This is a genomic window from Roseateles hydrophilus (genome assembly GCF_026712245.1).
In the GTDB taxonomy this organism is placed as follows: Bacteria; Pseudomonadota; Gammaproteobacteria; order Burkholderiales; family Burkholderiaceae_C; genus Pelomonas; species Pelomonas hydrophilus.
The window spans coordinates 430,953-456,859 of sequence record NZ_JAPPUY010000001.1; the positions used below are offsets into that span (position 1 = coordinate 430,953).

Consider the following 25,907-nt stretch of genomic DNA (forward strand, 5'->3'; position numbering starts at 1 on the left):
TCCGATCAGCCGCGCAGGCGCGCGCCAAGCTGCTGGGTCGTGGCAGCGACGATGGCCGCGACGGCTGCATCGATGCGCTCGTCGGTGAGCGTGGCGTCGTCGTCCAGCAGTTCCAGGCGCACGGCCAGGCTGCGCTCGTCGGCCTGCAGGTCGGTGGTGGCACCGGCCGCGGGTTTGAAGACATCGAACAGTCGGGCCGAGCGCAGCAGGGCGCCGCCGGCAGACTGGATAGTGGCCATCAGCGCGTCGTGCGGGGTGCTGTCCTTGACCACCAGGGCCAGGTCGCGTTGCACGGCTTGCTGGCGCGGCAGCGGCTGGCCTTGCGGCAGCGTGCGGGTCAGCGCGGCGTCCAGATCCAGCTCGAACACCACCGGCGCACTGCCGCTGATGTCGTAGCCCTGCCGCCAGCGCGGGTGCAGTTCACCGACGAAGCCGACGGCCTGGCCGTTCAGGCTCACGAGGGCGCTGCGGCCTGGGTGCAGGGCTGGGTGCTCGGCGGCTTCGAAGGTCAGCGCCTGCGGCGCGAACAGGGATTCCAGATCGCCCTTCACGTCGAAGAAGTCGACGGCGCGGTCCTTCTGGCTCCACTGCTGCTGATCGGCCGGGCCCCAGGCCAGACCACCCAGACGCAGCGGCTGCTCGATGCCGGCGACGGCCAGCGGGCCGTTGGCCACCGCAGCGTCGCGCTTGAAGACGCGGCCCAGTTCGAACACGCGCACGCGCGTCGCACGGCGGGCCTGATTGTGGCGCAGCACCTGCACCAGGCTGCCGATCAGGCTGGTGCGCATCACCGACAGCGGGGCGGCGATGGGGTTGAGCAGCTGGATCGGGTCGGTGACGCCGGCCAGCTCGCGCTCCCAGCGTTCTTCGACGAAGCTGAAGTTGATGGTCTCGAAGTAGTCGCGTGCGGCTACGGCGCGGCGCAGCGCGTGCTTGGCTTGGCGCGACTCCGAGCCGGTGCGGCCCACGATGGGCGCCAGCGGGGCCGTGGAGGGCAGCGTGGGGTAGCCCATCACGCGGATGACTTCCTCGATGAGGTCTTCCTCGATGAGGAGGTCAAAGCGCCAGCTCGGCGGGGTCACGGTGATCACGCCGTCCGCCGCGGTGAACGGCAGGCCCAGGCGCGTGAACACCTGTTCGCAGTCGGCTTGCGTGACCGGCATGCCGATGACCTTGGCGGCGCGTGCAACGCGCAGCGCCACGGGTTGGCGCACTGGCACGTTGGGCGACTGGTCGTCCATCGGGCCGACTTGCGTGTCGGGGGTGCCGCAGATGTCGAGGATGAGCTGCGTGATGCGCTCAATGTGCTCGACGGTGTGGGACGGGTCCACGCCGCGCTCGAAGCGGTGGCCGGCGTCGGTCGAGAAGTTGTAGCGGCGGCCGCGGCCCATGACGGCCTCGGGCCACCAGAAGGCGGCTTCGACGTAGACGTTCTTGGTGTCGTCGGACACGGCCGTGTGGTCGCCGCCCATGATGCCGGCGAGGGACTCGACCTCGCGCGCGTCGGCAATGACGCCGACCTTTTCGTCCACGGTGATGGTGTTGCCGTTCAGCAGCTTGAGTTGTTCGCCGGCCTGGCCCCAGCGCACGATGAGCTCACCGCTGATCTTGTCCAGGTCGAAGATGTGCGACGGGCGGCCGTACTCGAACATGACGTAGTTCGAGATGTCGACCAGCGCCGTGACCGAGCGCTGGCCGCAGCGCTCCAGGCGCTGGACCATCCAGGCGGGCGTCTTCGCGGTCGTGTTGATGCCCTTGACGATGCGACCGGAGAAACGGCCGCAGAGGTCGGTGGCTTCGATGCGCACGGGCAGCTTGGCATCCAGCGTCGGCGGGACGGCCGGGAACTCGGCCTTCAGCAGCGGCGAACCGGTGAGCGCGGCCACTTCGCGTGCCACACCGAACACGCTCAGGCCGTGGCCCAGGTTGGGCGTGAGCTTGAGGGTGAACAGCGTGTCGTCGAGAGCCAGATGCTTGCGGATGTCTTCGCCGACAGTGGCGTCAGCGGCCAGCTCCAGCAGGCCGCCGTGGTCTTCGCTGAGCTTGAGCTCGCGCGCCGAGCACAGCATGCCGAAGCTCTCCACGCCGCGCAGCTTGCCCACGCCGATCTTGAACGGCTTGCCGTCCGCACCCGGCGGCAGCTCGGCGCCGACCGTGGCCAGCGGCACCTTGATGCCCACGCGGGCGTTGGGCGCGCCGCAGACGATCTGCAGCGGCTCGCCGTTGTTGAACGCAGCGCCGGCGTTGACCTTGCAAACGCGCAGCTTGTCGGCGTTGGGGTGCTGCTCGGCCTCCAGGATTTCGGCCACGACGATGCCGTGGAAGGGCGGGGCGACGGGGCGCAGCTCTTCCACTTCCATGCCGGACATGGTCAGCAGTTCGGCCAGTTGGGCGGTGGACAGCGGCGGATTGCAGAACTCGCGCAGCCAGGACTCGGGGAATTGCATGGTCTTGTTCTTGTCGAATTACTTGAACTGGGCGAGGAAACGCAGGTCGCCGTCGAAGAAGGCGCGCAGGTCGTTGACGCCGTAGCGCAGCATGGCCAGGCGGTCGATGCCGGAACCGAACGCGAAGCCGATGTAGCGCTCGGGGTCCAGGCCCATGTTGCGGATGACTTGCGGGTGCACCTGACCCGAGCCAGACACTTCCAGCCAGCGGCCCTTCAGCGGGCCGCTCTCGAACATGATGTCGATCTCGGCGCTGGGCTCGGTGAACGGGAAGTAGCTGGGGCGGAAGCGCAGCTGCAGCTGATCGGTCTCGAAGAAGGCAGTGATGAAGTTCAGGTAGACCGCCTTCAGGTCCTTGAACGAGATGTTCTCGCCCACCCACAGGCCTTCGACCTGGTGGAACATGGGCGAGTGCGTGGCGTCGCTGTCCACGCGGTAGGTGCGGCCCGGCGCGATGACGCGGATCTCGGGCATGGTGTCCTGGCCGGCGTAGCGCTTGGCATGGGCCTGCGCGTAGCGGATCTGCATCGGGCTGGTGTGCGGGCGCAGGTTGAGCCAGCTGCCGTTCTCGTCTTTCATGTCGACGTAGAACGTGTCCTGCATCGAGCGGGCTGGGTGGTTCTCGGGGTTGTTGAGCGCCGAGAAGCTGTACCAGTCGGTCTCGATCTCGGGGCCGTCGGCCACGTCGAAACCCATCGACGAGAAGATGGCTTCGATGCGCTCCATGGCGCGGGTGATGGGGTGCAGGCCGCCGGTGCCGCGCTGGCGGCCGGGCAGGGTGACGTCCAGGGCTTCGGCCTTGAGTTGCTTCTCCAACTCGGCAGCGGCCAGCGCGTCACGACGGGCGGTGAGGGCGGCCTCGATGGCGACCTTGGTCTGGTTGATCTCGGCGCCGCGGGTCTTCTTTTCCTCGATGCTCAGGGCGCCCAGGCCCTTCATCAGTTCGGTCACACGGCCGGACTTGCCCAGGTAGCGCGCCTTGGCGTTCTCCAGTTCGGCGGGCGTGGGGGCGGCGGCAAAGTCGGCCTGTGCCGCTTGCAGCAAAGCGTCGAGATCAGACATTCGGGAATTCGGAATGAGAAAGGGCCGACCCTGGTGGGCCGGCCCTCAAAAGTTGCGGGCTCCAGCTCGCGCCGGAGCAGTTCGCAATCAGGCGAGCGCGGCCTTCACCTTGGCGAAGATGCTGGCGAAACCAGCCGGGTCGTTGACGGCCAGATCGGCGAGGACCTTGCGGTCGATCTCGATCTGGGCCTTCTTCAGACCCGCCACGAACTTGCTGTAGGACAGGCCCAGGCCACGCGAGGCGGCGTTGATACGGGCGATCCACAGCTGACGGAAGACGCGCTTCTTGGTGCGGCGGTCACGGTAGGCGTATTGGCCCGCCTTCATCACCGCCTGCTTGGCGATGCGGAAAACGTTCTTACGACGACCGCGGAAGCCCTTGGCCAGGGCCAGGACCTTCTTGTGACGGGCGCGAGCGGTAACACCACGTTTGACGCGAGGCATATGTTTCTCCTTCTAGTCTTGGTGGATTACAGGCCGGCGAAAGGCAACATTTGAGCCATGTGGCCCATGTTGGTTTCGTGCACGTTCACAGCGCCGCGCAGCTGACGCTTGTTCTTCGTGGTCTTCTTGGTCAGGATGTGGCGCTTGAACGCCTGACCGCGCTTGACGGTGCCACCCGGACGAACGCGAAAACGCTTCTTCGCGCTGCTCTTGGTCTTCATCTTGGGCATGTGAATGCTCCTTTTAAGTGTGTCCCTGGGGCGATGCCGGTGAACCCGACATGCTTGTTGGCCTCAGGAGACTTGTGAACCGGCAGGCGACCAAACCTGCCGGTTGAACTCTGTCGATCTCAGCGCTTCTTGGGCGCCAGGACCATGATCATCTGCCGACCTTCGAGCTTCGGCATGTTCTCGACCACCGCCACATCAGCCAGCTCGTCGCGAATCCGCTCCAGCAGGCGCATGCCGATGTCCTGGTGCGTGATTTCGCGGCCCCGGTAGCGCAGCGTGACCTTGCCCTTGTCACCGTCTTCAGCGATGAAGCGGCGCAAGTTGCGCATCTTGATCTGGTAGTCACCTTCGTCCGTGCCCGGGCGGAACTTGACTTCCTTGATCTCGATGATCTTTTGCTTGGCCTTGGCTTCAGCGGCGCGCTTTTGTTCCTGGTACTTGAACTTGCCGTAGTCCATCAGCCGGCAGACCGGCGGATTGGCGGTGGCAGAGATCTCGACCAGGTCCACGTCCAGGTCGCCCGCCATGCGCAGGGCTTCCTGGATGCTGACGATCCCGATGGGTTCATTCTCGGGGCCGTTCAGACGGACTTCGGGAGCCATGATTTCGCGGTTCAGGCGGTGCTTGCGCTCCGGAATCGCGCGACGGTCGGCAAACGTAGCGATGGTGTGGACCTTTCAACAAGGCCCCAAGGCGAGGGGCCTCAAACAAAACAAAGCGCGCCCGGACGGCTCTTTCAGACCTTGTTGGTGATGTCTGCGGAGATCCTGTCGAGGAAGTCCTGCAGGGGCATCACGCCGAGATCCTGGTTGCCACGGGCGCGTACCGCAACGCTGCCATTCGCCTTTTCCTTGTCACCCACGACGAGGATGTACGGCAGCTTTTGCATGGAATGCTGGCGGATTTTATAGGTGATCTTCTCGTTGCGCAAATCGGCTGAGGCCCTAAGCCCTTGTTTTTGCAGCGATTTCACAATTTCCGCGACGTAATCGGCCTGCGCATCCGTAATGTTGGCGACGACAACCTGCGTCGGCGCCAGCCACGTGGGCAGTGCGCCGGCGTGTTGTTCGATCAGGATGCCGATGAATCGCTCCAGGCTGCCGACGATGGCGCGGTGCAGCATCACGGGGTTCTTGTGCTGGCCGTCTTCATCCACGAACTCGGCGCCGAGGCGGCCGGGCATGGAGAAGTCGACCTGCATCGTGCCGCACTGCCACTGGCGGCCCAGCGCGTCTTTCAGCGTGTACTCGATCTTGGGGCCGTAGAAGGCGCCGTCGCCCGGGGCGATGACGAAGTCCACGCCCGAGGCGCGCAGGCTTTCCATCAGCGCGTGCTCGGCCTTGTCCCAGATCTCGTCGGAGCCGATGCGGGCATCCGGCCGCGTGGCGACCTTGTAGATGATGTCCGTGAAGCCGAAGTCTTGGTAGACCTTCTGCAGCAGCGCCGTGTAGGCCACGCACTCGGGCAGGATCTGATCTTCCGTGCAGAAGATGTGGCCGTCGTCTTGCGTGAAGCCGCGCACGCGCATGATGCCGTGCAGGCCGCCGGTGGGCTCGTTGCGGTGGCACTGGCCGAACTCGCCGAAGCGCAGCGGCAGGTCGCGGTAGCTCTTCACGCCGTGCTTGAAGATCAGGATGTGACCGGGGCAGTTCATCGGCTTGAGCGCGTAGTCGCGCTTTTCCGACTCGGTCGTGAACATGTTGTCGCGGTACTTGTCCCAGTGGCCCGTGGCTTCCCACAGCGTCTTGTCGAGCAGCTGCGGGCCCTTGACCTCCTGGTAGCCGTTGTCGCGGTAGACGCGGCGCATGTACTGCTCGACCTCCTGCCACACCGTCCAGCCCTTGGGGTGCCAGAACACGACGCCGGGGGCGTGCTCGTCGATGTGGAAGAGGTCCAGCTCCTTGCCGAGCTTGCGGTGGTCGCGCTTCTCGGCTTCCTCCAGCATCGTCAGGTACTTCTGCAGGTCGTCCTTCGTCGCCCAGGCTGTGCCGTAGACGCGCTGCAGCATCTCGTTGCGGTGGTCGCCGCGCCAGTAGGCACCGGCGACCTTCATCAGCTTGAAGTGCTTGAGCTTGCCCGTGCTGGGCACGTGCGGGCCGCGGCAGAGGTCTTCGAACTTGCCTTCGGCGTACAGCGACACATCCTGGTCGGCCGGGATGCTGCCGATGATCTCGGCCTTGTAGTTCTCGCCCAGGGCCTTGAAGTGGGCCACGGCTTCGTCGCGCGGCAGCACGCGGCGCACGACCTTCTCGTCCTTCTTGGCCAGTTCGGTCATCTTGGACTCGATGGCGGCCAGGTCGTCCGGCGTGAAGGGGCGTTTGTACGAGAAGTCGTAGTAAAAGCCGTGCTCGATGACCGGGCCGATGGTGACCTGGGCGTCGGGGTAGAGCTCCTTGACGGCGTAGGCCAGTAGGTGGGCTGTGGAGTGGCGGATGAGTTCCAGGCCGTCTTCGTCCTTGTCGGTGACGATGGACAGCTGAACGTCGCGGTCGATGACGTGGCTCAGGTCAACGACCTTGCCGTCGACCTTGCCGCCTAGCGCGGCCTTGGCCAGGCCGGCGCCGATGCTGGCGGCCACATCGCCCACCGTCAGCGCGGCGGGGTACTCACGGCGAGAGCCGTCGGGGAGTTGAATCGAGATCATGGGGTGCTCCGTTCGTGGGGCAGAAATGAAAAAGCGCGGCCACTTGCCGCGCTTGGTTTCTTGCCCGAAGGCAGGCGTGACGAGCCGCGGCCGACTAGGTACCGGTGAAGGTGGTCGTAGTTCGCGGTGTCATAACCAGGGTGCCTTTCTCGCTCTTGTGAGGGGAGGGAATCCAAATTCTAAAGGCTCATGGCCTGGACGTTGCCTTGGCGCGTGAGCGCGGCGAATTCTTCGGCCAGGCGGTGGCTGGACGCCACGGCCTCGCGCCAGCGCCGGCGGCGTTCGTCGGCGTCCAGGTGGATGAAGTCGTTGCGGTCCGGCAGCTTGCCGCCGGGCAGGCTGGCGATCCACTCGGGCGACGGGCACAGCAGCACGACGTTGTCCAGGAAGGCGGTGGCGCGATGGCGGTGCTTGAGTGCCTTGTCCAGCCAGCCGGGCACCACCTGGCGCTGGAAGTGCGGGTAGAGCACCAGGGGCGCGCCGCTGGACTGCAGGGCGCGGTAGTCGAGGTGCAGGTGGTAGTCGGTGATGCCGCCGTCCCAGTAGGCGCCGCGCGGTGCGCCGGGCAGGTCGTGCTGGGCCTGCAGCCAGAACGGGATGGAGCAGCTCGCCAGCAGCGCGCCACGCAGGTTGGTGCGCGACAGGTGCACCTCGCGCGTCGTGAAGTCGTTGAGCTTCAGCGGCAGGCGGTCGCGGGCGTCGGAGAAGATGACGCGCTCCAGGAAGCGCCCCAGCAGCGGACGTGACACCGCATTGGCCGCAAATGCGCCCAGGTAGCCCAGCGGCGTGCGCACTCGACCTTCTCGCGCCAGCAGGCCCAGGCCCTTGTTCTGGCCGCGCGACGTGACGATGTGCAGCCGATAGCGTGGATGGGCCAGCACCTCGGCCTCGCGGCCTTCGAAGATGTCGGCCAGGATCTCGCCGAAGCGCCGGCTGACACCCTCGGGGCGCGGTCGCTTCTCCCCCGGCAGTACGTCGTACTGCTGCGTCACGTAGGCCTCGGCCATCGTGTTGAACGCATCGGCCACGTCGCGGTGGGCGAGGGCTGCGGTGGCCATGCGCCAAGCGCCGATGCTGGCGCCGACCAGGTGCACGGGCTGGCGGCTTTGCGGCAGCCAGTCGCCGAAGATGAAGCGATCCAGGCCGTTGAGGATCAGACCCTTGGGGCCACCGGCGGCAGCCGGGATCAGGCCGATGTCGTCAGGACGCAGGCCACGCTCGGCCAGCCGCGTGCGGGCGGTGCGACCGGCAAATACTTGGAGGGCAGGAACAGTCATCGCCCGACAAGATAGCCGACACCGGCCGCGCGGCGTGACGCGGCCGGGACGGCGAGTTGCGTCAGAACTTGTGTTCCCAGTTCACCGACCACCAAGGCACCGGCTCGCGCTGGTTCAGGTTGTAGTCCGGCGTGCCGACGATGACGACGCGCGTGCCCTGCTTGGGCTGGAACAGGCCGTTGACGCTGACGCGCACGCTGTCCTGCTTGCTGACCTGCATGGCGGCGAAGGCGTCCAGCGAGCGCGAGGCCAGCGAGGTCTGGCTTTGCAGCACGCTCTGGCGCACGTCAAACTCGGGTGCGATCTGGGCGCTGAAGCCCATGTTGATCGGCAGGCTCTTGAGCCGGTAGTCGGCGCCGAAGTTGAACTGCCAGGGCTGCTGGCCCTCCAGGCGGTTGTCGGGGCCGGGGATGTCGCCGACGGAGGATCGGTACAGGTTCAGCGAGGCGCGCAGGTTCAGCGCGGTGCTGGGCTCGAACAGGCTCGGGAACAGCTCGGCGGCGCGGCCCTTGACCTCCAGCTCCAGGCCTTGCGTCGTGGCCTTGCTGAGGTTGATCTGCGTGATGACGTAGCGCTGCGTGTCGGCATAGGGCACCGTCATCAGGCGGGGCTTGTCGGTGCGGATCAGATTGGTGATGCGGCGGTGGAACACGCCCACCGACACCAGGCCGCCTGCCGGCAGGTATTTCTCAAAGGCCACGTCCAGGCCGGTGGCCAGCTCCGGCTTCAGCAGCGGATTGCCCATGCGGTCCGGGGCGAGCTCGGTGTTGATGCGCGCATTCGGGCCGCGCACTTCATAGTCGGTGTTGATGGTTGGGCGGGCAATCAGCTGCTGGATGTCCGCCGCCTTGTAGCTGCGGGTCAGGCTGGCGCGCACGAGGTCGCGGCCCTTGGGGTCGGGCTTGAAGTTCAGGTGCAGCAGCGGTGTCGTGACCTTGCTGGTGCTGGTGAACTGGCTGCCATCCCCCTCGCTGGCCATCTTGATCTGCTCGTGGCGCACGCCGGCGTAGGCGGACCACTGCTTGTTGATCTCCCACTCGTCCTGCAGGTAGAAGGCCGAGCGGGTGATGGTCGCGTTGAAGGGCTGGCCTTCGACGCCCGTCAGCAGGTCTTCCAACTGCGGGTTGGTCTTGCGGTAGTCGATCTGCTGCGTGCGGCGGCGTTCGTCGCGGGTGCGGCGCTCCAACTCGGCGCCGGTCGTGATGGTGTGGGCGTCACCTGCGTACTGGCTGTACTTGCCGGACAGGCTGGTGTTGCGGTTGCTGTTGTCGCCCGACGTGAAGCGGTCGATGGCTTGCGAGCCGTCCTTGTTGCGGCCGAAGAAGTCGAAGTCGAAGTTCGCGCCGCCGCTGCCGGTGCCGGCGCGCAGTTCGATGCGACGGTCCTCACCGAAACGGTTGTTGTATTGCAGGTTGACGCGGTTGGCCGAGAAGGTGCCGCGGTTGCGCGTGGTGTCCACCAGGCTCTGCGGCAGCACGCTGCTGGCGCCCGAGAACAGCACGGTGGTGGTGTTCTCGCCCTCGTTGCGGAAGCGGTTCTGCACGAAGAAGCCTTGCAGCGTCAGCGTCTCGTCGTCGTCGAGCTTCCAGTTCAGGCGCGGCGAGATGTTGAAGCCGCGACCGAAGGCGCGGTCGCGCCCGACATTGCTCATGCCGGTCACGCCCTTGTCGCGCACGCGGTCGCCTTCGGTCTCGTTGACGAAGTTCCACTGGTAGACCGAGATCGGCAGCACGAAGCCCACGCCGCCGACGACGCGATCGCCGTAGGTGAAGCCGGCATTGATGACCGGCTTCTCGCTCGCGTAGGCCAGGCCCAGGCGCAGATCCTTCTGCACGACGCGCGGCGCGTCCTTCAGGATGATGTTCAGCGTGCCGGCGATGGCCTGGGCGCTCTGGTCCGCCGTGGGCGCCTTGGTGACTTCCAGGCGCTCGACCTGCGCCGGGTTCAGGTTGTCCAGGCTGAAGCCCGGAGGCGCCGGCTCGCCGTTGACAAGGATCTGCGTGTAGGCGCCGCCCAGGCCGCGCATGCGCAGCTGGCCGCCGGAGACGTTGATGCCCGGCAGGCGCTTGAGCACATCGGAAAGCTGCGTGTCGCCGTACTTGTCCAGCTCCTCGCGGCCGTACAGCTGCTTGGCCACGGGCTCGCGGCGGCGCAGGTCGGTGTCGGTCTGCGTGCGCGAGACAGACACGCGCTCCAGTTGCTGGTTGCCGGGTGTCGGCGACGTGTTGTTCGCGCGGTCGACTTCCTGCTGAGCCAGAACCAGGGCGGGACTGAGCAGGAGCAGCAGGGCGAGGGCAGGGGTTTTCAAGCAGGACTCCGTGGATTCGGGAAGGTGCGCACCATAGCGGGCCCGCCAGCCGGCTGCAGCCGCGCTGCGACCGATTGCCGATTGGCGGGTGTCAGTCGACGACCCGTGGCGCGGGCCGCATCTTGACAGCCCTTCGTGTCCGTGCCGAAGGTCAGCGTTTGAGCTTGGCGAAAGCGGCCGCCATCGCGTTGCCGCCGGCCGGCTGCGCGTCGCGTGCGCCGCCGCCGGCACGCTCGTGGCGCGCAGCCGGCCGGAAGGCGTTGTCCGTCTTGGGCCCGCGCGGCGCCTGCGCATCCAGCTTCATCGTCAGCGAGATGCGCTGGCGGGCCAGGTCCACCTCCAGCACCTTGACCTTGACGATGTCGCCGGTCTTGACCACCTCGCGGGCATCGTTTACGAACTTGTTGCTCAGCTGGCTGACGTGGATCAGGCCGTCCTGGTGCACGCCCAGGTCCACGAATGCGCCGAACTGCGCGACGTTGCTGACCGTGCCTTCGAGCAGCATGCCGGGCTGCAGGTCCTTCACGTCCTCGACGCCGTCGTTGAAGCGGGCGACCTTGAAGTCGGGGCGCGGGTCGCGGCCGGGCTTTTCCAGCTCGGCGAGCACGTCCTTGACGGTGATGAGGCCGAACTTCTCGTTGGCCAGCAGTTCGGGCTTGAGCGTGCGCAGCACCTCGCTGCGGCCGACGATCTCATCGGCGGAGCGCTTCAACAGCGCCATGGCTTTCTCGACCAGCGGGTAGGTCTCGGGGTGGACGCCGGAGACGTCCAGCGGGTTGTCGCCGCCGCGGATGCGCAAAAAGCCGGCTGCCTGCTCGAAGGTCTTGGGGCCCAGCCCCGTCACATCCAGCAGCTGCTGGCGGTTGCGGAAGGCACCGTTCGCATCGCGCCAGCGCACGATGCTGCTGGCCACCGAGGCCGACAGGCCCGACACGCGGGCCAGCAGCGCCTGCGAGGCGGTGTTCAGGTCCACGCCCACCTTGTTGACACAGTCCTCGACCACGGCGTCCAGCGCGCGCGCCATTTCGCTCTGGTTGACATCGTGCTGGTACTGGCCGACGCCGATGCTCTTGGGGTCGATCTTGACCAGCTCGGCCAGCGGGTCCTGCAGGCGCCGGGCGATGGAGACGGCGCCGCGCAGCGACACGTCGAGGTCGGGCAGCTCCTTGGACGCGAACTCGCTGGCCGAGTAGACCGAGGCGCCGGCTTCGCTGACGACGACCCGCTCGATCTTGACGTTGGCATCCAGCGCCTGCAGCTTCTTGATCAGCTCGCCGGCGAGCTTGTCGGTCTCGCGGCTGGCGGTGCCGTTGCCGATGGCGATCAGGTTGACGCCATGCGTCGCGCACAGCTTGGCCAGCGTGTGCAGGCTGCCGTCCCAGTCGCGGCGCGGCTCGTGCGGGTAGACGGTGGCGGTGTCCAGCACGCGGCCGGTGTCCGACACGATGGCCACCTTCACGCCGGTGCGGATGCCCGGGTCCAGCCCCATGACGACGCGCTTGCCGGCGGGCGCGGCCAGCAGCAGGTCGCGCAGGTTCTCGGCGAAGACCTTGATGGCGGTCGCCTCGGCGGCCTCACGCAGCCGGGCGAACAGGTCGCGCTCCAGGCTCAGGGACAGCTTGACCTTCCAGGTCCACGCGATGGTCTTGCGGATCAGCGCGTCGCTGGGGCGGTTGGCGTGGCGCCAGCCCAGGTGGGAGGCGATGCGGCCTTCGGCCAGGCCGGGTTGTCCAGCGACGGGCTCTTCGTCCAGCACCAGCTTGGCGTCCAGCAACTCCTGCGTGCGGCCGCGGAACACGGCCAGCGCGCGGTGCGAAGGCACGGTCTTGATGGGTTCGGCGTAGTCGAAGTAGTCGCGGAACTTGGCGTTGTCGGGCAGTTCGCCGTTCTTGCCGTCCATCAGCTTGCTCTGGAACAGGCCTTCCTCCCACAGCCACTCGCGCAGCTTGCCCACCAGCACGGCGTCCTCGGCCCAGCGCTCGCTGAGCAGGTCGCGCACGCCGTCCAGCACGGCGAAGCTGTCGGCAAAGCCGGCGTCGGCGTTCAGGAACTTGGCGGCCTCGGCCTGCGGGTCGAGCGTGGGGTCAGCGAACAGCGCGTCGGCCAGCGGCTCCAGGCCGGCCTCGCGGGCGATCAGGCCCTTGGTGCGGCGCTTGACCTTGTAGGGCAGGTAGAGGTCTTCCAGCTCCTGCTTGGTGGGCGCGGCCTTGATTGCCGCTTCCAGCTCGGGCGTCAGCTTGCCCTGCTCGGCAATGCTCTTCAGCACGGCCTCGCGGCGGTCGGCCAGCTCGCGCAGATAGGCCAGGCGGGCGTCCAGCTCGCGCAGTTGGGTGTCGTCCAGGCCGTCGGTGGCTTCCTTGCGGTAACGGGCGATGAAGGGCACGGTGGCCCCGCCGTCCAGCAGCTCCACGGCGGCTTGCACCTGGGCGGGGCGAACCTTCAGTTCGGCGGCAATCTGGGCAACGATCAAATGGTCCACGAGGCTCTCGGAAGCGCGAAAAAAGCCGGCGATTTTGCCATGTGGCCCCGCGGGCGACCGGGCTTGTCCGGCCCGCTGCCGGCATGGACACTGGCTCGCTCAACCCCGACGGAGAGGCGCATGTTCGACAAACCCCGCGTGCTGGCGTTGTCCAAGCGATTGATGGATGGCGTCGTCGATGCCGACGAGTTCTACAACGAGCTGACCCTGCTGCTGGCCGAGCAGATGGGCAGCAGCCGCGCGAGTCTGTGGGTCTATCCCGACCCCGTGGCACGCGACCGCATCCAGTGCCTGCGGCTGTACGACCGCGACCAGGACAGCTGGAGCCAGGGCGCCGAACTGCGCGAGGCGGACTTCGGCCCATATTTCGCTGCGATGCGGCGCGACAACCTCATCGTCGCCAGCGAGGCGCGCAGCCACCCGACGACGGACTGCTTCACCAGCGCCTACTTCGAACCGCTGGGCATCTATTCGCTGCTGGATGTCGGCATCAACATCGGCGGCCAGCCCTGGGGCCTGTTCTGCTGCGAGAACACGCATGACGTGCTGACCTGGAGCGACCAGCACGTCGAGTACCTGCGCCAGGTCGGCGCCTTGCTGGGCTTTGCGCTGAAGAAGGCTCAGGGCTGAGCCAGCCAGCCCAGCAGGCCGGTGGCCGCCGTGCGGCCGCTGGCCATGCTGGCGGTCAGCAGGTAGCCGCCCGTCGGGGCTTCCCAGTCCAGCATCTCGCCGGCGACGAACACGCCGGGCACGGCCTGCAGCATCAGCCCGCTGGTCAGCGCCTCGAAGCGCACGCCGCCCGCGGTGCTGATGGCCTCGGCCACGGGACGGGGCGCGTGCAGTGTCAGTGGCAGGGTCTTCAGTGCGGCGGCCAGCGTCGCGGGGTCCAGCATCTGTTCGCGCGTCAACAGCTCATGCAGCAGGCCCAGCTTCAGCGGGCTCAGGTTCAGCCGGCTCTTCAGGTGCGACGACAGCGAGCGGCTGCCGCGCGGGTGGCGCACCTCGGCCAGCACGCGTTCGGGCGTCAGTTGCGGCAGCAGGTCCAGTGTCAGCGTGGCGCGGCCGTCGCGGGCGATCTGCTCGCGCAGCGCGGCGCTGGCGGCGTAGACCAGCGAGCCCTCGATGCCGGTGGCCGTGATGACGAACTCGCCCGGTCGGCTGTCGAAGCCTGCGGTGGCCAGCGCCACCGGCTTGACTGGCTGGCCGGCGAACTCGGTCGCGAAGCGCTCGCTCCAGCCGGGGGCGCCGGCGTGGGCGGCGGTGGGGCCGACGTCGAAGCCACAGTTGGCCGGCTGCAGCGGTGCGACGTCCACGCCGCGTGCGGCCAGCCAGGGCGCCCAGGCGCCGTCGGAGCCGAGCTGCGGCCAGGAGGCGCCGCCCAGCGCCAGCAGCGTGGCGCGTGGTGCGACGAGGCGTTCGCCGTCGGGGGTGTCGAAGCGCAGCGAGCCGTCGTCGGCCCAGCCCGTCCAGCGGTGGCGCATCGCGAACTTCACGCCGGCGGCACGCAGCCGCTGCAGCCAGGCGCGCAGCAGCGGCGCGGCCTTGAGGTCGGTGGGGAACACGCGGCCCGAGGTGCCCACGAAGGTTTGCACGCCCAGCTCTGCGGCCCAGGTGCGCAGTGCGTCGGCATCGAATTCACGCAGCAGCGGCTCGATGTGTGCAGCGCGCGCGCCGAAGCGGCCGAGGAAGGGCGCGAACGGCTCGGCGTGCGTGAGGTTGAGGCCGCCCTTGCCGGCCAGCAGGAACTTGCGGCCGACGCTGGGCTTGGCGTCAAAGACGGTGACGGCGTGGCCGGCGGTGGCCAGCACCTCGGCGGCCATCAGGCCGGCGGGGCCGCCGCCGATGATGGCGATGGAATCGGGGGAGCTCATGCCCCCGATTGTCCCTGCCTCACTCGGCGCGCAGCTTGGCCCGCAGCGCCGCGCCGATCTCGGGCTTGTCGGCGAAGGCGTCGGTGGGGTTGCGCAGCTGCATCACGTCTTCCAGCCGCGTCTGCACGCCGGCCAGCGCCTGGGGGTGACTGAAGATGTAGAACTTGCCGTGGTCGATGGCGTCGAACACCAGCGCCGCCACATCTGCCGCGGTCAGCTTGCCCGAGGACACGGCCTTGTCGGTCTGCGCCTGCGAGATGAGCTGGCTCTTGGTGGGCTTGGCCATCGGCAGGTCGGCAGGCCGGTTGCGGTGGCTCTGGCTGATGCCGGTGGGCACGAAGAAGGGGCACAGCACCGACGCATGGACCTGGTCGGTCACGAGGGACAGGTCTTGATAGAGCGTCTCGGACAGCGACACCACCGCGTGCTTGGACACGTTGTACACGCCCATGTTGGGCGGGTTCAGCATGCCGGCCATGGAGGCGGTGTTGACGATGTGGCCGCGGTACGCGGGATCGGCCTTCGCCGCGGCCAGCATCATGGGCGTGAACAGCCGCACGCCGTGCACCACGCCCATCAGGTTCACGCCCAGCACCCATTCCCAGTCGCTGAGCGCGTTCTCCCAGATCAGGCCGCCGGAGCCGACGCCGGCGTTGTTGAAGACGAAGTGCGGCGCGCCGAAGCGCGCTTCGACCGCCTTGGCCAGCGCTTCCATCTGGTCGGCCTTGGCCACGTCGACGACGCGGGCCAGCACCTCGACGCCTGCGAACTCGGCCACGGCCTTGTCCAGCGCGTCGGCCTGCACATCCACGAGCACGAGGTTCATGCCGCGCTGGGCGGCGAGGCGGGCGGTTTCCAGGCCGAAGCCGGAGCCGGCGCCGGTGATGACTGCGGTTTGCTTGCTCATGGCAGGGGCTTTCTCATTTCGATGTGGGGGATGCCGTCTTCGACATAGGGCTCGCCCGAGGGCGCGAAGCCGAAGCTGGCATAGAAGCGTTCCAGGTGGGCCTGGGCGTGCAGCGTGATGGCGTGGCCGGGCCACAGGGCTTCGCAGCGCGCGACGGACTCGGCCATCAGCGCACGGCCGCTGCCACCGCCGCGCGCGGCGGGCGACGTGACGACGCGGCCGATGAGCGCGTCGGGCGCCTTCACGCCGGGCGGGATCAGCCGTGTGTAGGCCAGCAGCTGGCCGTCATCGCCCACGCCGAGCAGATGCCAGGTGAGCGGGTCCAGGCCGTCGATCTCCAGGAACACGCAGTGCTGCTCGACGACGAAGACCTCGGCGCGCAGCCGGAGCACGTCGTGCAGCTGCTGCACCGTCAGCTCGGCAAACGGGACGCAGGTCCAGTTCATCAGACCAGCTTGACGAGCTGCTTGCCGAAGTTCTTGCCCTTGAGTAGGCCCATGAAGGCCTCGGGCGCGTTCTCTAGGCCTTGGGCCACGGACTCGCGGTACTTGAGCTTGCCGGTGGCGACCAGGCCGCCCAGCTCCTTCAGCGCCTCGGGCCACACCTCCATGTGCTCGGACACGATGAAGCCCTCGACCTTCATGCGGTTCACGAGGATGAGCTGCGGCGCGGCCATGGGGATGGGCTGGCCGTCGTAGCCGGAAATCATGCCGCACATGGCCACGCGGCTGAACGCGTTGGCGCGCAGCAGCACGGCGTCCAGGATGTAGCCGCCGACGTTCTCGAAGTAGCCGTCGATGCCGTTCGGGCACTCGGCCTTCAGCGCGGCGGACAGCGAGCGCACGTCGCCATGCTGCTTGTAGTCGATGCAGGCATCAAAACCCAGTTCCTCGACCACGTAGCGGCACTTGTCAGCGCCGCCGGCAATGCCGACCGCGCGGGCGCCGCGCGCCTTGGCGAGCTGGCCGACAGCCGAGCCGACAGCGCCGCTGGCGGCGCTCACCACCACCGTCTCGCCGGCCTTTGGGTTGATGATCTTCACGAGGCCGTACCAGGCGGTCACGCCGGGCATGCCGACGGCGCCGAGGTAGGCGGACAGCGGGATGTGCGTCGTGTCCACCTTCTGCAGCACGCCGCGCTGCGTGGCGTCGACGGTCTGGAACTCCTGCCAGCCGCCCATGCCGACGACCTTGTCGCCCACGCCGAAGTGGCTGTTCTTGGACTCGACGACCTCGCCGACCGTGCCGCCGATCATGACCTCGTCGATCGCCTGCGACGCCGCATAGCTCTTGCTGTCGTTCATGCGGCCGCGCATGTACGGGTCCAGGCTCAGGAAGTGGTTGCGCACGCGCACCTGGCCGTCGGCCAGCGGGGCGAGGGCGGCCTCGACGAGGCGGAAGTTGTCGGGCGTGACCTCACCCTTGGGGCGGGAGGCGAGGACGATCTGGCGGTTGGTGGTGCTCATGCGGGTCTCCAGGGCCGAGGGCGTCCCGGCCAGCGGAGGGCATTGAAGCATGGGCCGAGGGACGCGGCGCGTCCCATCGGCGACAGAAAAGCACGGTCGTGCTTTTCTGGGGGCTCAGTCGGCCGACTTGAGCGGGAAGTTGGTGCAGCCCAGCTTCTCGGAGATGTCGCGGCTGGCCTTCTGCAGCATCTTCACGACCTCGGGCGCGCGCGCCTCGTCGAAGCGGAAGGTGGGGAAGGACACGCTCATGCCGGCGATGGGTTGGCCCAGGCGGTCGAAGATGGGCACGCCCAGGCAGCGGATGTGGTCGTCGAATTCCTCGCGGTCTTCGCCGAAGCCCTGGGCCTTGACCTGGGCGAGCTCGGCCAGGAAGGCTGGGCGCTCGGTGATGGTCTTGTCACGGAAGCGCTTGAACTCGGCGCCGTCCAGGATGGCATCGCGGCGCTCGGGGTGCTCCCAGGCCATCAGCACCTTGCCGATGGCCGTGCAGTGGATGGGCGCGCGGCGGCCGACGCGCGAGTACATGCCCAGCATGTGGCGCGAGTCCACCTTGTGGATGTAGATGATCTCGCTGTCAATGAGGCTGCCCAGGTGGACGGTCTCGCCGGTGGCATCGGCCAGCATCTGCATGGGGTGCTTGGCCAGGTCCACGAGGTCGGGCGAGGGCAGGGCCTTGGCGCCGATCTCGAACATGCGCATGGCCAGGCCGTAGCGCTCGCTGTCGGCCTCCTGGCGCACATAGCCCAGGCTCTTCATGGTCTGCAGGAAACGGTAGACCGTGGCCTTGGGCATGGCCAGGCGAACGGACAGGTCGGTGATGCCGATGTCGCTGCGTTCGCCCAAGGCGTTCAGGATGGCGAACACCTTCAGTACGGCGGCAACCGATTCCGGCTGTTTCGAATCACCAATGTCCTCGTCCATGTTTTGGTTCTTTCGGGCGCTTGTTCCAGGAACTGAGGGGCGGATTCTGACTCAGGCCCGGCGTGGGCCGGCACCGGCGCGGATTTGCTCAACAAGACGATCGAGCGCCGGGAAGGCCAAGGCGCTGGTGTCGTAGGCATCCGCAGGGCGCCAGCCGACGTCGGTGGACAGCCCGGCTGCGCCCAGCGTCACCGCCCGTCCATTGAGGCGGTTGCCGCCGCCGTCGGCCAGCGCGCTGCCCTTGAGGCGGCGAATCAGCCGGTCGGCGCCGATGCCGTCGGGCAGCAGCCAGCTGTTGGCCTCGGCCACGATGCGGGACTGGTGGCCGATGCCCAGCGAGTAGCCGAAGTCCTCGGCGCGGTCGGCCGTGAACAGGTTGCCCGCCACATGCACGCGGCCGAAGCGCACACGCGGCGTGCGCTCCTTACAGCCGTGGAAGTGGTTGTGGTGCAGCGTGACGCGCAGCTTGCCGTCGTCGCTGCTGTGCTTGTCGTCGCCGCCGATGAGCATGGTCTTGTCATGGCTCTGGAAGCGGCACCACGAGACGGTGACGAGGTCGCTGCCCAGCGTGATGTCCAGCAGGCCGTCGTGGTGCTGCACCGGGCGGCCCAGGCGCGTGGCGGCCAGGTGGTCGGGCCGGTCGCCGTCGTCGAGGTGGCAGTGGTGCACCCATACGCGCTCGGCGCCGGTCAGGCTGACGGGGTCGTAGGCAGAGTTCCACTCGCCATGGCCGTTGTCGCGCGGCTCCCACTCGGGGAAGTGGTCGTAGGCGTCATGCAGGCGCAGGTCGCGCAGCACGATGTTGCTGACCTTGTCCAGCAGCAGCGTGCCGTGCCGGAAGCCGGCGCCGGGCGCGGCGCCCATCACCGTGGTGTTGGACGGCAGGCGCACGACGATGGCCTTGGCCTGGCGCTTGGCCGAGCGCGCGCGGGCGTCTTCCAGCGGGCCGGCGGGGTCACCGCGGCCCCAGGTGGCGGGGTCGAACGCACGGTCGAAGGCGGCGGCGTCGAAGGCCGGGTCGCGCCACTGCTCGGCGTCGCCGGGGCCCAGGTCGATCATCGTGTGGATGCGCAGGATCTTGGGCGTGTCGCCCAGGCGCAGTGCGGCGTCCAGGCCGGCGCGGTCGCGGATGTCCAGGATGTGCTCGGGCCGGGCGCCCGCGCCGCCGGTGGTGTGGCCCACCGCGGCCCAGCCCAGCGGGCGTTCGTCGGCTGTCGGCAGCGCGGCGCAGCCGGGCAGGGCGGCCAGTGCCAGCAGTTCGCGGCGGGTCAGGCGGGTCATCGGTTGTTGTACTCGTACAGGCGGTTGGTGGCCGCGTCGAAAGGCCGGCGCGAGGTGCTGGCCTGCCACGGGCCCACATGGGCGCCGATCTCGCTGTCGCGCACGACGGCCAGGCCGTTGGGGCTGACGCCGGCCACCCAGGTGCCGTGCTTGACGCCGGCATCCCAGGCGCGGCCGAGGGCGCTGGCGCCGGGGGCGATGCCGGGTTCGCCGATGAGGCGGCTGTGGGTGATGAGGAAGCCCTGCGTCACGTCTGGGGCGGTGCTGGGCGCCAGGATGATGCCGCCGTGGCCGGGCGTGCGCCGGTTGGCGCGGGTCAGGACGGTGCTGTGCTCGATGACCAGCGTGGCATTGCCGAAGATGAAGTCCACGTCGCCCGCGATCAGGCTGTGGCGGATCAGCTGACGGGCCGGCGCCTGCGGCGTGCGGCGCTTCACGTAGAGCGTGTCCTGATGGCCGAGCAGGCGCACGTTGCCGAGCTGCAGGCGGTCGCCCATCAGCGTCAGCGCGACGGCCTGCGCGCCGCCGCTCTCGCCCACGCCGGGCGGGTAGGCCTCGCCACGGCGCACGCCGTCCATGGCGTCGTTGGCGATGGTCAGGTGCAGCAGCTGCACGTCATCGCTTTGCACCAGCACACTGGTGCTGCCGCTGGTGCCGATGGTGGTTTTGCCGAGCTCGGGCCAGCAGGGGTGGGCGGGCTCGGTCTCGCCCTTCGGCTTGCCGGAGAAGCGGTTGTCCACCAGCACGACGGCGGCCGCGTCGATCGCGCTGCCGACCAGCGCGAGCGGGGCCTTGTCCTTGATGCAGAGCGGGCCGCGGTAGGTGCCGGGCTGGATGTGGATGACCCAGCGCTTGCCGGTGCCCTGGCCGGCTGCGGGTACTTTGTCGATGGCGGCCTGCACGGACTCGCCCGGCCGGACCGTGAGGTCGGGCGCGGCGGCGCCGAGGTCGGCCAGCGGCGCGGGCGTCCAGTCGCCGAGGTAGGCGGCCACCGTGTGCTGGGCGGCCTGCTCGGCGCTCAGCTGCGGGCGTGTCTGCGCCTGGCTGGCGCCGGCCAGCACGACGAAGGCCAGGGCGGGCAGCAGCCTCACAGGTCCACCAGGTAGAGCGCCGGCTCCACGCCGTTCTCGCGCTCCTTGTCGCAGCTGAACAGCACCTGCTTCTCGTCGGGTGTGAAGCTGGGGTGGGGGTGCGTGACCTGGCGGTCGTCCTTGTAGACGCCCCAGCCGCTGTCGTGGCGGGCGAGCTTGCGCGTGGTGCCGGCCTTGAGGTCGAAGACGTGCAGGTAGGGGTCGCCGGTCAGCATCTCGTTGCTGGCCGTGCTGTCGTTGCTGACCTTGCCGCAGCCGTCCCCGACGATGAGCGTGCCGTCGTGGTTGCTCATCAGGTGAGAGCACTGAGGCATGGCGGTGAGCACCTTGTTCTCCAGCGTGACCGGGTCCAGGCTGCAGATCCAGCGCTCGGGCGAGCTGTGGTTGTATGACACATAGATCATGGCGCTGCCGTCCGGCACCCAGAACTCGTGGGTGCAGCTCTCGCCGTCGAGGTGCTCCTTGCCGCAGCGGCGCTTGGTGCCGTCCTCGTTGATGAACCACATGCGCGCGTCGATGAGGTCGTGCGGGCCTTCGTGGCAGTAGGCAACGGTGTTGTCGTCGAACGGGCGGTACTGCGGATGGCCCAGCCAGCCGCGCTGCTCCAGGATGACGGTGCGCTGGCCGGTGGCCAGGTCCACACTGAACAGCCGGCACAGCGGCTGCTTGTGGAACATCTCGTTGAACTTCTGCCAGGTGCTCAGCGGGAACCAGTCGCTGGCGGCGATCTCGATGCCGACGATCTTGGTGCAGGCGCTGTTGGGGACCCAGGTGCCGTAGCCCACCCAGCCGTCCGGCACGACGTAGAGGACTTCCTCCTTCAGCGTGGCCAGGTCCAGGCGGATGAACTGGCGCGTGGCGCGCACGAAGTACAGGGACTTGTCATCGGGGCTCAGGAAGCCGCCGAAGGTGTTCTCGCCGGCGCCATCGGTCAGCTGGATGCAGCGCTGCGTGTCCAGGTCCAGCAGGTGGTAGTTCCAGTTGGGGCTGGGGTTGGGGCCGAACTCGCCGCCGAACACCAGCTTGCGGCCGTCGCTCGTGAAGCACTTCTGATAGAAGTAATTGCGATGGCAGGTGACCTCGGGCGGCGTCAGCCGCGTGACGCGGGCGCCGGTGTCGGGGTCCACACGGGTGAGGAATTCAAACTTGCGTTCGGTGGCTTTCATGTCGTGAGCCTCGGTGATGCGTTAGGGCCCGCGGGCCGAGCGCCGGGCCGCTGCCAAGCCGGCCCGTCTGGCGATGTGCGAGCGGCTCAAGGCCGCAAGCATCGCCGTCCCCTCGGGGGATCGCCTGGGCTCGCCCGCGTCCAGCGGCGCGAGACCAGGCGAGGGGCGTTTTACCGTGCGAGCCAACCACCGTCCACGGCGATGGTGTAGCCGTTGACGTAGTCCGACGCGGGCGACGACAGGAACACGACCGGGCCGGCCAGGTCCTCGGGCTTGCCCCAGCGGCCGGCGGGGATGCGCTCCAGGATGGCGGCGTTGCGGTTCTCGTCGGCGCGCAGCTGGGCCGTGTTGTTGGTGGCCATGTAGCCCGGGGCGATGGCGTTCACGTTGATGCCGTGTGCGGCCCATTCGTTGGCCATCAGGCGCGTGATGCCCATGACGCCGCTCTTGCTGGCGGTGTAGGACGGCACGCGGATGCCACCCTGGAAGCTCAGCATCGACGCGATGTTGATGATCTTGCCGCCCTTGCCCTGGGCGATGAAGACCTTGGCCACGGCCTGAGACAGGAAGAAGACCGACTTCAGGTTCAGGTCCATCACGTCATCCCAGTCAGCCTCGGAGAACTTGATGGCGTCCTCGCGGCGGATGATGCCGGCGTTGTTGACAAGGATGTGCACCTCGCCGTTCAGTGCCTTGGCCTGGGCCACCAGGTCGGGGATGCAGCTGATGTCGCCCAGGTTGGCGCGCAGGTCCAGGAACTTGCGGCCCAGGGCCTCGACGGCGGCCTTGGTTTCGTCAGGCTCGGACACGTTGACGCCCACGACATCGGCGCCCGCCTGCGCGAGCGCGACGGCCATGCCCTGGCCCAGGCCCGTGTTGCAGCCGGTGACGATGGCCGTCTTGCCGGCCAGGTTGAAGTGTTGAAGAACCATTGTTGTTGTCCGAGGCGCGCGGGGCACCAGTTGCGTCGATGAAGGGTGGCGGGCCGGGGCATGCCTTGCGGCGTGGTGGGCGGGCCACCTGTCCGGCGAGTGCCGTGAAGGAGATTTGGAATTGAAACGCAGTTCCAGATCTTTTGCCGTTCGAAGCTTAGACCGTCGGAGCAGCGCCACGGAATCATGGTTTCTATTTAGTGAACCACTGTTCCGATTTTGACATCTTCACCCTATCATCGTCCACAAGCCAGCGATCAAGCCGGCCTGTTTGCGTCGCTGCGGCCCCTGGGGCTGCGGCAAAACCGGTGCCCGCACTGCTGCGGAGCCGGCGATCAGAACCGACGGGTGCCCTGCGTGCGCCCGGGCCCGCGCCCCCATTCAAGACCCCGAGCCGCCAGCGCCTGTCGCGCTAGGAGGCCATGCACCAGGAGACCCTCATGCCCGCATTCCGTCCGTCCCGCCGTCTGGCCCTCAGCCCTGTGGCGCTGGCCGCCGCCTTCGTCGTCGCGCCCGCCTGGGCGCAGCAGGCGGCCGCGCCCGCCGCGCAGCTGGAAACCGTCACCGTCACCGGCATCCGCGCCTCGCTGGAGAGCGCGCTGAACGCCAAGCGGCAGGAGAAGGGCATCGTCGATGTCGTCAAGGCCGAGGACATGGGCAAGTTCCCCGACACCAACCTGGCCGAGTCGCTGCAGCGCATCCCCGGCGTGGTGATCGACCGCGATGCCGGTGAGGGCCGCAACATCACGGTGCGCGGCCTGGGCGGTGACTTCACCCGCACCCGCATCAACGGCATCGAGGCGCTGGCCACGACCGGCGGCACCGACAGCTCGGGCGGTGCCAACCGCACCCGCGCCTTCGACTTCAACGTCTTCGCGGCCGACCTGTTCAGCTCGCTGACCGTGCGCAAGAGCAGCTCGGCCGATGTGGACGAGGGCTCGCTGGGCGCTACGGTGGACCTGCAGACGGCGCGCCCCTTCGACATGAAGGGTTTCGTGGCGGCCGTGTCCGTGAAGGGCACCTACAACGAGCTGCGCGGCAAGACCACGCCCAAGACTTCGTTCCTGATCTCCAACACCTTTGCCGACAAGAAGATCGGCGTGCTGTTCTCGGGCGCCTACTCCAAGCGTGAGGTCTACGAAGAGGGCTTCAGCACGGTGCGCTGGGACAACGGCCCGTCCAGCGGCGGCTGGTGCTCGCCGGTGGGCGTGACGCCGGCCAGCCCGGTGAACCCGACCACGCCGGCCACGCCTGCCAATCAATGCGGCGCGTCCACCACGGCCACCCGCCTGCCCAACACGCCCGAGAACGTCGCTGCCTACAACGCCGCCTCGCTGGCCACCAACTTCCACCCGCGCCTGCCGCGCTACGGCCGCCTGACGCATGACCAGTCCCGCCTGGGCTTGACCGGCTCGGTGCAGGTGCGCCTGTCGGACACCACGCTGGTGACGGCCGACATGATGTATTCCAAGCTGGATGCGACGCGCCAGGAAGACTTCCTGCAGGCCATCTCCTTCAGCCGCAACCTGTCCGCGGGTGGCAAGCAGCAGACCAGCGTGCTGGCCGCCGAATACAACGCCGCCGGCCAGATGGTCTACGGCAAGTTCAATGGCGTGGACATCCGCTCCGAATCGCGCTTTGACAAGCTCAGCACCGAGTTCACCCAGCCCACGCTGACGGTGGAGCAGGACATCGGCGACACGCTCAAGGCCACCGTGCGCCTGGGCACGGCCCAGTCGCGCTTCAACAACCCCATCCAGACCACGACGACGCTGGATGCGCCCAACGTGGACGGCTATGTGTTCGACGCCCGCGGCAACGACCGCGCGCCGCTGATCACCTACGGCAACCTGAACCCCAACGACGCGAGCGGCGCACTGCAGATCCGCGGCGTGCCGGTGGGCTCCAGCAGCATCACCAACTTCACGCCCAGTGAAGTGCGCATCCGCCCCAACGGCGTGACCAACAAGCAGGACGTCGCCACCTTCGACCTGGCCTGGGATGCGATGGATGGCCTGACGCTCAAGGGCGGCGTCAGCTACAAGCGCTTCAGCTTCACCAGCTACGACTTCCGGCGCACGGTGGAAACCATGAACACGCTGCCCGCCAACGCGCTGCCCAACGCGCTGGTGACGCGCGTGGAAGGCTTCGGCAAGGGCCAGAACCTGCCGGCCGGCTCGGTCACCTCCTGGGTCATTCCGAACCTGGACGCCATCGCCGCGCTGTACGACATCTACTGCAACTGCCTGAAGACCGGCGCGGCCGGCGGACCCGGCGACTACCGCCTGACCTCCATCACCAACGGCAATGCCCGCGGCGGCAACCGGGCCATCACCGAGACCGACACCGGCGCCTGGTTCATGGCCGATTTCGAGACCCGCCTGGCCGGCATGCCCGTGCGCGGCAACGCCGGCGTGCGCCACGTCAAGACGGCCATCGTTGCCAACGGCTACCTCGCCACGGGCGGCGGCAGCCTCGTGACGGCCGAGCGCCAGTACAACGACTGGCTGCCCTCGGCCAACGTGTCGGTCAACCTGGCGAAGGACCTGGTGGCCCGCGCGGCCGTGGCCAAGGTCATGTCGCGCCCGCCGCTGCAGAGCCTGAACCCCGGCGGCACGCTGTCCACCACCGGCACGCTGACCTACACCGGCGGCAACCCCGCGCTGGACCCGTTCCGCGCCACCACCGTGGACGCCAGCCTCGAGTGGTACCACGCCAAGAACGCCTTCATCGGCCTGGGTCTGTTCCAGAAGGACATCAAGAGCTACGTGCTGACCAAGGGCTACGACGCGCCCTACAAGGACAGCGGCCTGCCCATGTCGCTGCTGCCCAGCAACTTCACGGGTGACGAGGTCTTCCGCTTCAGCGCGCCCGTCAACACCCCGGGCGGGAAGCTCAGCGGCTTCGAGATCAACGTGCAGCAGCCCTTCAGCTTCCTGCCGGGCTGGGGCAAGAACTTCGGCGTGCTGGCCAACTACACGCAGGTCAAGTCCAAGATGGCCTATGTGCTGTCGACCACCGCGGTGGGCGCCTCCACCGTCACGGAAGACCTGGTCAACCTGTCGCCGCGCTCCTGGAACGCGTCGATCTACTACGACGACGGCACCTTCAGCGGCCGCGTGTCCACCTCGGCACGTGCGGCTTTCCTGACGGCCGTGCCGGCCGGCAACAACCAGGACGTCGCGGGCAAGAACAAGACGTTCAACGTCGACCTGTCGATGGGCTACAAGATCAACAAGCAGCTGGAGGTCACGTTCGAGGCCACCAACCTGACCAACCAGCCCAACGACCAGTTCATCTCGCGCGCGATGGACAACGTGGTGGTGAACAACTACACCGGTCGCGAGTTCATCATCGGCGGTCGCTACAAGTTCTGAGAGGG

20 protein-coding genes are annotated in these 25,907 nt (G+C 67.9%); 2 read left to right on the top strand and 18 right to left on the bottom strand.

Annotated features, from left to right (window positions below; genetic code table 11):
* Positions 1–5 precede the first annotated feature (5 nt).
* The 9 genes from pheT to NYO99_RS02020 form a co-directional block, all read right to left on the bottom strand.
* The gene (pheT, locus tag NYO99_RS01980; protein ID WP_268165424.1) at positions 6–2,447 is read right to left on the bottom strand and encodes a phenylalanine--tRNA ligase subunit beta; all 2,442 of its coding nucleotides are present in this window, start codon (positions 2,445–2,447) and stop codon (positions 6–8) included.
* 18 nt (positions 2,448–2,465) lie between these two features.
* Positions 2,466–3,509, bottom strand: coding sequence for a phenylalanine--tRNA ligase subunit alpha (gene pheS / locus NYO99_RS01985; RefSeq protein ID WP_268165425.1), 1,044 nt, complete (start codon positions 3,507–3,509; stop codon positions 2,466–2,468).
* Between the two features lie 87 nt (positions 3,510–3,596).
* Complete coding sequence (gene rplT, locus NYO99_RS01990; RefSeq protein WP_025564000.1) at positions 3,597–3,953, bottom strand: 50S ribosomal protein L20; 357 nt, start codon at positions 3,951–3,953, stop codon at positions 3,597–3,599.
* A 26-nt stretch (positions 3,954–3,979) separates the two neighbouring features.
* Complete coding sequence (rpmI, locus tag NYO99_RS01995; RefSeq protein WP_028601240.1) at positions 3,980–4,183, bottom strand: 50S ribosomal protein L35; 204 nt, start codon at positions 4,181–4,183, stop codon at positions 3,980–3,982.
* Positions 4,184–4,302: 119 nt separating this feature from the next.
* The gene (gene infC / locus NYO99_RS02000; RefSeq protein WP_268166444.1) at positions 4,303–4,848 is read right to left on the bottom strand and encodes a translation initiation factor IF-3; all 546 of its coding nucleotides are present in this window, start codon (positions 4,846–4,848) and stop codon (positions 4,303–4,305) included.
* 71 nt (positions 4,849–4,919) lie between these two features.
* Complete coding sequence (thrS, locus tag NYO99_RS02005; RefSeq protein WP_268165426.1) at positions 4,920–6,827, bottom strand: threonine--tRNA ligase; 1,908 nt, start codon at positions 6,825–6,827, stop codon at positions 4,920–4,922.
* Between the two features lie 179 nt (positions 6,828–7,006).
* Entirely contained in the window at positions 7,007–8,104 is a 1,098-nt protein-coding gene (locus tag NYO99_RS02010; protein ID WP_268165427.1) for a patatin-like phospholipase family protein, read from the bottom strand.
* Between the two features lie 61 nt (positions 8,105–8,165).
* Complete coding sequence (locus tag NYO99_RS02015; protein ID WP_268165428.1) at positions 8,166–10,412, bottom strand: TonB-dependent receptor plug domain-containing protein; 2,247 nt, start codon at positions 10,410–10,412, stop codon at positions 8,166–8,168.
* Positions 10,413–10,563: 151 nt separating this feature from the next.
* A complete protein-coding gene (locus NYO99_RS02020) occupies positions 10,564–12,891 on the bottom strand; it encodes a Tex family protein (protein ID WP_268165429.1) in 2,328 nt (775 codons plus the stop codon).
* Positions 12,892–13,011: 120 nt separating this feature from the next.
* Between NYO99_RS02020 and NYO99_RS02025 the strand changes: the two genes are divergently transcribed.
* A complete protein-coding gene (locus NYO99_RS02025; RefSeq protein WP_268165430.1) occupies positions 13,012–13,521 on the top strand; it encodes a GAF domain-containing protein in 510 nt (169 codons plus the stop codon).
* On the opposite strand, the gene NYO99_RS02030 is transcribed toward NYO99_RS02025, so the two are convergent.
* From NYO99_RS02030 to kduD, 9 genes are all read right to left on the bottom strand, one after another.
* Positions 13,512–14,762, bottom strand: coding sequence for a TIGR03862 family flavoprotein (locus tag NYO99_RS02030; protein ID WP_268165431.1), 1,251 nt, complete (start codon positions 14,760–14,762; stop codon positions 13,512–13,514). The two genes, NYO99_RS02025 and NYO99_RS02030, sit on opposite strands and share 10 nt — an antisense overlap.
* Positions 14,763–14,781: 19 nt before the next feature.
* Complete coding sequence (locus NYO99_RS02035) at positions 14,782–15,669, bottom strand: SDR family oxidoreductase (RefSeq protein WP_268165432.1); 888 nt, start codon at positions 15,667–15,669, stop codon at positions 14,782–14,784.
* Positions 15,666–16,115: a GNAT family N-acetyltransferase gene (locus NYO99_RS02040; protein WP_326494815.1), complete on the bottom strand. Its 450-nt coding sequence runs from the start codon at positions 16,113–16,115 to the stop codon at positions 15,666–15,668. Before NYO99_RS02040 ends, NYO99_RS02035 begins: the two co-directional genes overlap by 4 nt.
* Positions 16,115–17,134, bottom strand: coding sequence for an NADP-dependent oxidoreductase (locus NYO99_RS02045; RefSeq protein WP_268165433.1), 1,020 nt, complete (start codon positions 17,132–17,134; stop codon positions 16,115–16,117). The genes NYO99_RS02040 and NYO99_RS02045 overlap by 1 nt, the downstream gene beginning before the upstream one ends.
* 114 nt (positions 17,135–17,248) lie before the next feature.
* The gene (gene kdgR, locus NYO99_RS02050; protein WP_268165434.1) at positions 17,249–18,055 is read right to left on the bottom strand and encodes a DNA-binding transcriptional regulator KdgR; all 807 of its coding nucleotides are present in this window, start codon (positions 18,053–18,055) and stop codon (positions 17,249–17,251) included.
* Between the two features lie 51 nt (positions 18,056–18,106).
* Positions 18,107–19,336 carry a pectate lyase family protein gene (locus tag NYO99_RS02055; protein ID WP_268165435.1) on the bottom strand — a complete coding sequence of 410 codons (1,230 nt, stop codon included), beginning with the start codon at positions 19,334–19,336 and terminating at the stop codon, positions 18,107–18,109.
* Positions 19,333–20,427: a pectinesterase family protein gene (locus NYO99_RS02060; protein ID WP_268165436.1), complete on the bottom strand. Its 1,095-nt coding sequence runs from the start codon at positions 20,425–20,427 to the stop codon at positions 19,333–19,335. Before NYO99_RS02060 ends, NYO99_RS02055 begins: the two co-directional genes overlap by 4 nt.
* Entirely contained in the window at positions 20,424–21,593 is a 1,170-nt protein-coding gene (locus NYO99_RS02065; RefSeq protein WP_268165437.1) for an oligogalacturonate lyase family protein, read from the bottom strand. The genes NYO99_RS02060 and NYO99_RS02065 overlap by 4 nt, the downstream gene beginning before the upstream one ends.
* Positions 21,594–21,763: 170 nt before the next feature.
* On the bottom strand, positions 21,764–22,525 hold the full coding sequence (gene kduD, locus NYO99_RS02070; protein WP_268165438.1) for a 2-dehydro-3-deoxy-D-gluconate 5-dehydrogenase KduD: 762 nt from the start codon (positions 22,523–22,525) through the stop codon (positions 21,764–21,766).
* 440 nt (positions 22,526–22,965) lie between these two features.
* On the opposite strand from kduD, the gene NYO99_RS02075 reads away from it, so the two are divergent.
* Positions 22,966–25,902, top strand: a complete 2,937-nt coding sequence (locus NYO99_RS02075) for a TonB-dependent receptor (RefSeq protein WP_268165439.1) — start codon at positions 22,966–22,968, stop codon at positions 25,900–25,902.
* Positions 25,903–25,907: the final 5 nt, after the last annotated feature.

Bases quoted from the DNA above. Each gene is read 5' to 3' on its own strand.
- pheT (WP_268165424.1), bottom strand. From the start codon at position 2,447: ATGCAATTCCCCGAGTCCTGGCTGCGCGAGTTCTGCAATCCGCCGCTG.
- pheS (WP_268165425.1), bottom strand. From the start codon at position 3,509: ATGTCTGATCTCGACGCTTTGCTGCAAGCGGCACAGGCCGACTTTGCC.
- rplT (WP_025564000.1), bottom strand. From the start codon at position 3,953: ATGCCTCGCGTCAAACGTGGTGTTACCGCTCGCGCCCGTCACAAGAAG.
- rpmI (WP_028601240.1), bottom strand. From the start codon at position 4,183: ATGCCCAAGATGAAGACCAAGAGCAGCGCGAAGAAGCGTTTTCGCGTT.
- thrS (WP_268165426.1), bottom strand. From the start codon at position 6,827: ATGATCTCGATTCAACTCCCCGACGGCTCTCGCCGTGAGTACCCCGCC.
- NYO99_RS02010 (WP_268165427.1), bottom strand. From the start codon at position 8,104: ATGACTGTTCCTGCCCTCCAAGTATTTGCCGGTCGCACCGCCCGCACG.
- NYO99_RS02025 (WP_268165430.1), top strand. From the start codon at position 13,012: ATGTTCGACAAACCCCGCGTGCTGGCGTTGTCCAAGCGATTGATGGAT.
- NYO99_RS02030 (WP_268165431.1), bottom strand. From the start codon at position 14,762: ATGAGCTCCCCCGATTCCATCGCCATCATCGGCGGCGGCCCCGCCGGC.
- NYO99_RS02035 (WP_268165432.1), bottom strand. From the start codon at position 15,669: ATGAGCAAGCAAACCGCAGTCATCACCGGCGCCGGCTCCGGCTTCGGC.
- NYO99_RS02040 (WP_326494815.1), bottom strand. From the start codon at position 16,115: ATGAACTGGACCTGCGTCCCGTTTGCCGAGCTGACGGTGCAGCAGCTG.
- NYO99_RS02045 (WP_268165433.1), bottom strand. From the start codon at position 17,134: ATGAGCACCACCAACCGCCAGATCGTCCTCGCCTCCCGCCCCAAGGGT.
- kdgR (WP_268165434.1), bottom strand. From the start codon at position 18,055: ATGGACGAGGACATTGGTGATTCGAAACAGCCGGAATCGGTTGCCGCC.
- NYO99_RS02055 (WP_268165435.1), bottom strand. From the start codon at position 19,336: ATGACCCGCCTGACCCGCCGCGAACTGCTGGCACTGGCCGCCCTGCCC.
- NYO99_RS02065 (WP_268165437.1), bottom strand. From the start codon at position 21,593: ATGAAAGCCACCGAACGCAAGTTTGAATTCCTCACCCGTGTGGACCCC.
- kduD (WP_268165438.1), bottom strand. From the start codon at position 22,525: ATGGTTCTTCAACACTTCAACCTGGCCGGCAAGACGGCCATCGTCACC.
- NYO99_RS02075 (WP_268165439.1), top strand. From the start codon at position 22,966: ATGCCCGCATTCCGTCCGTCCCGCCGTCTGGCCCTCAGCCCTGTGGCG.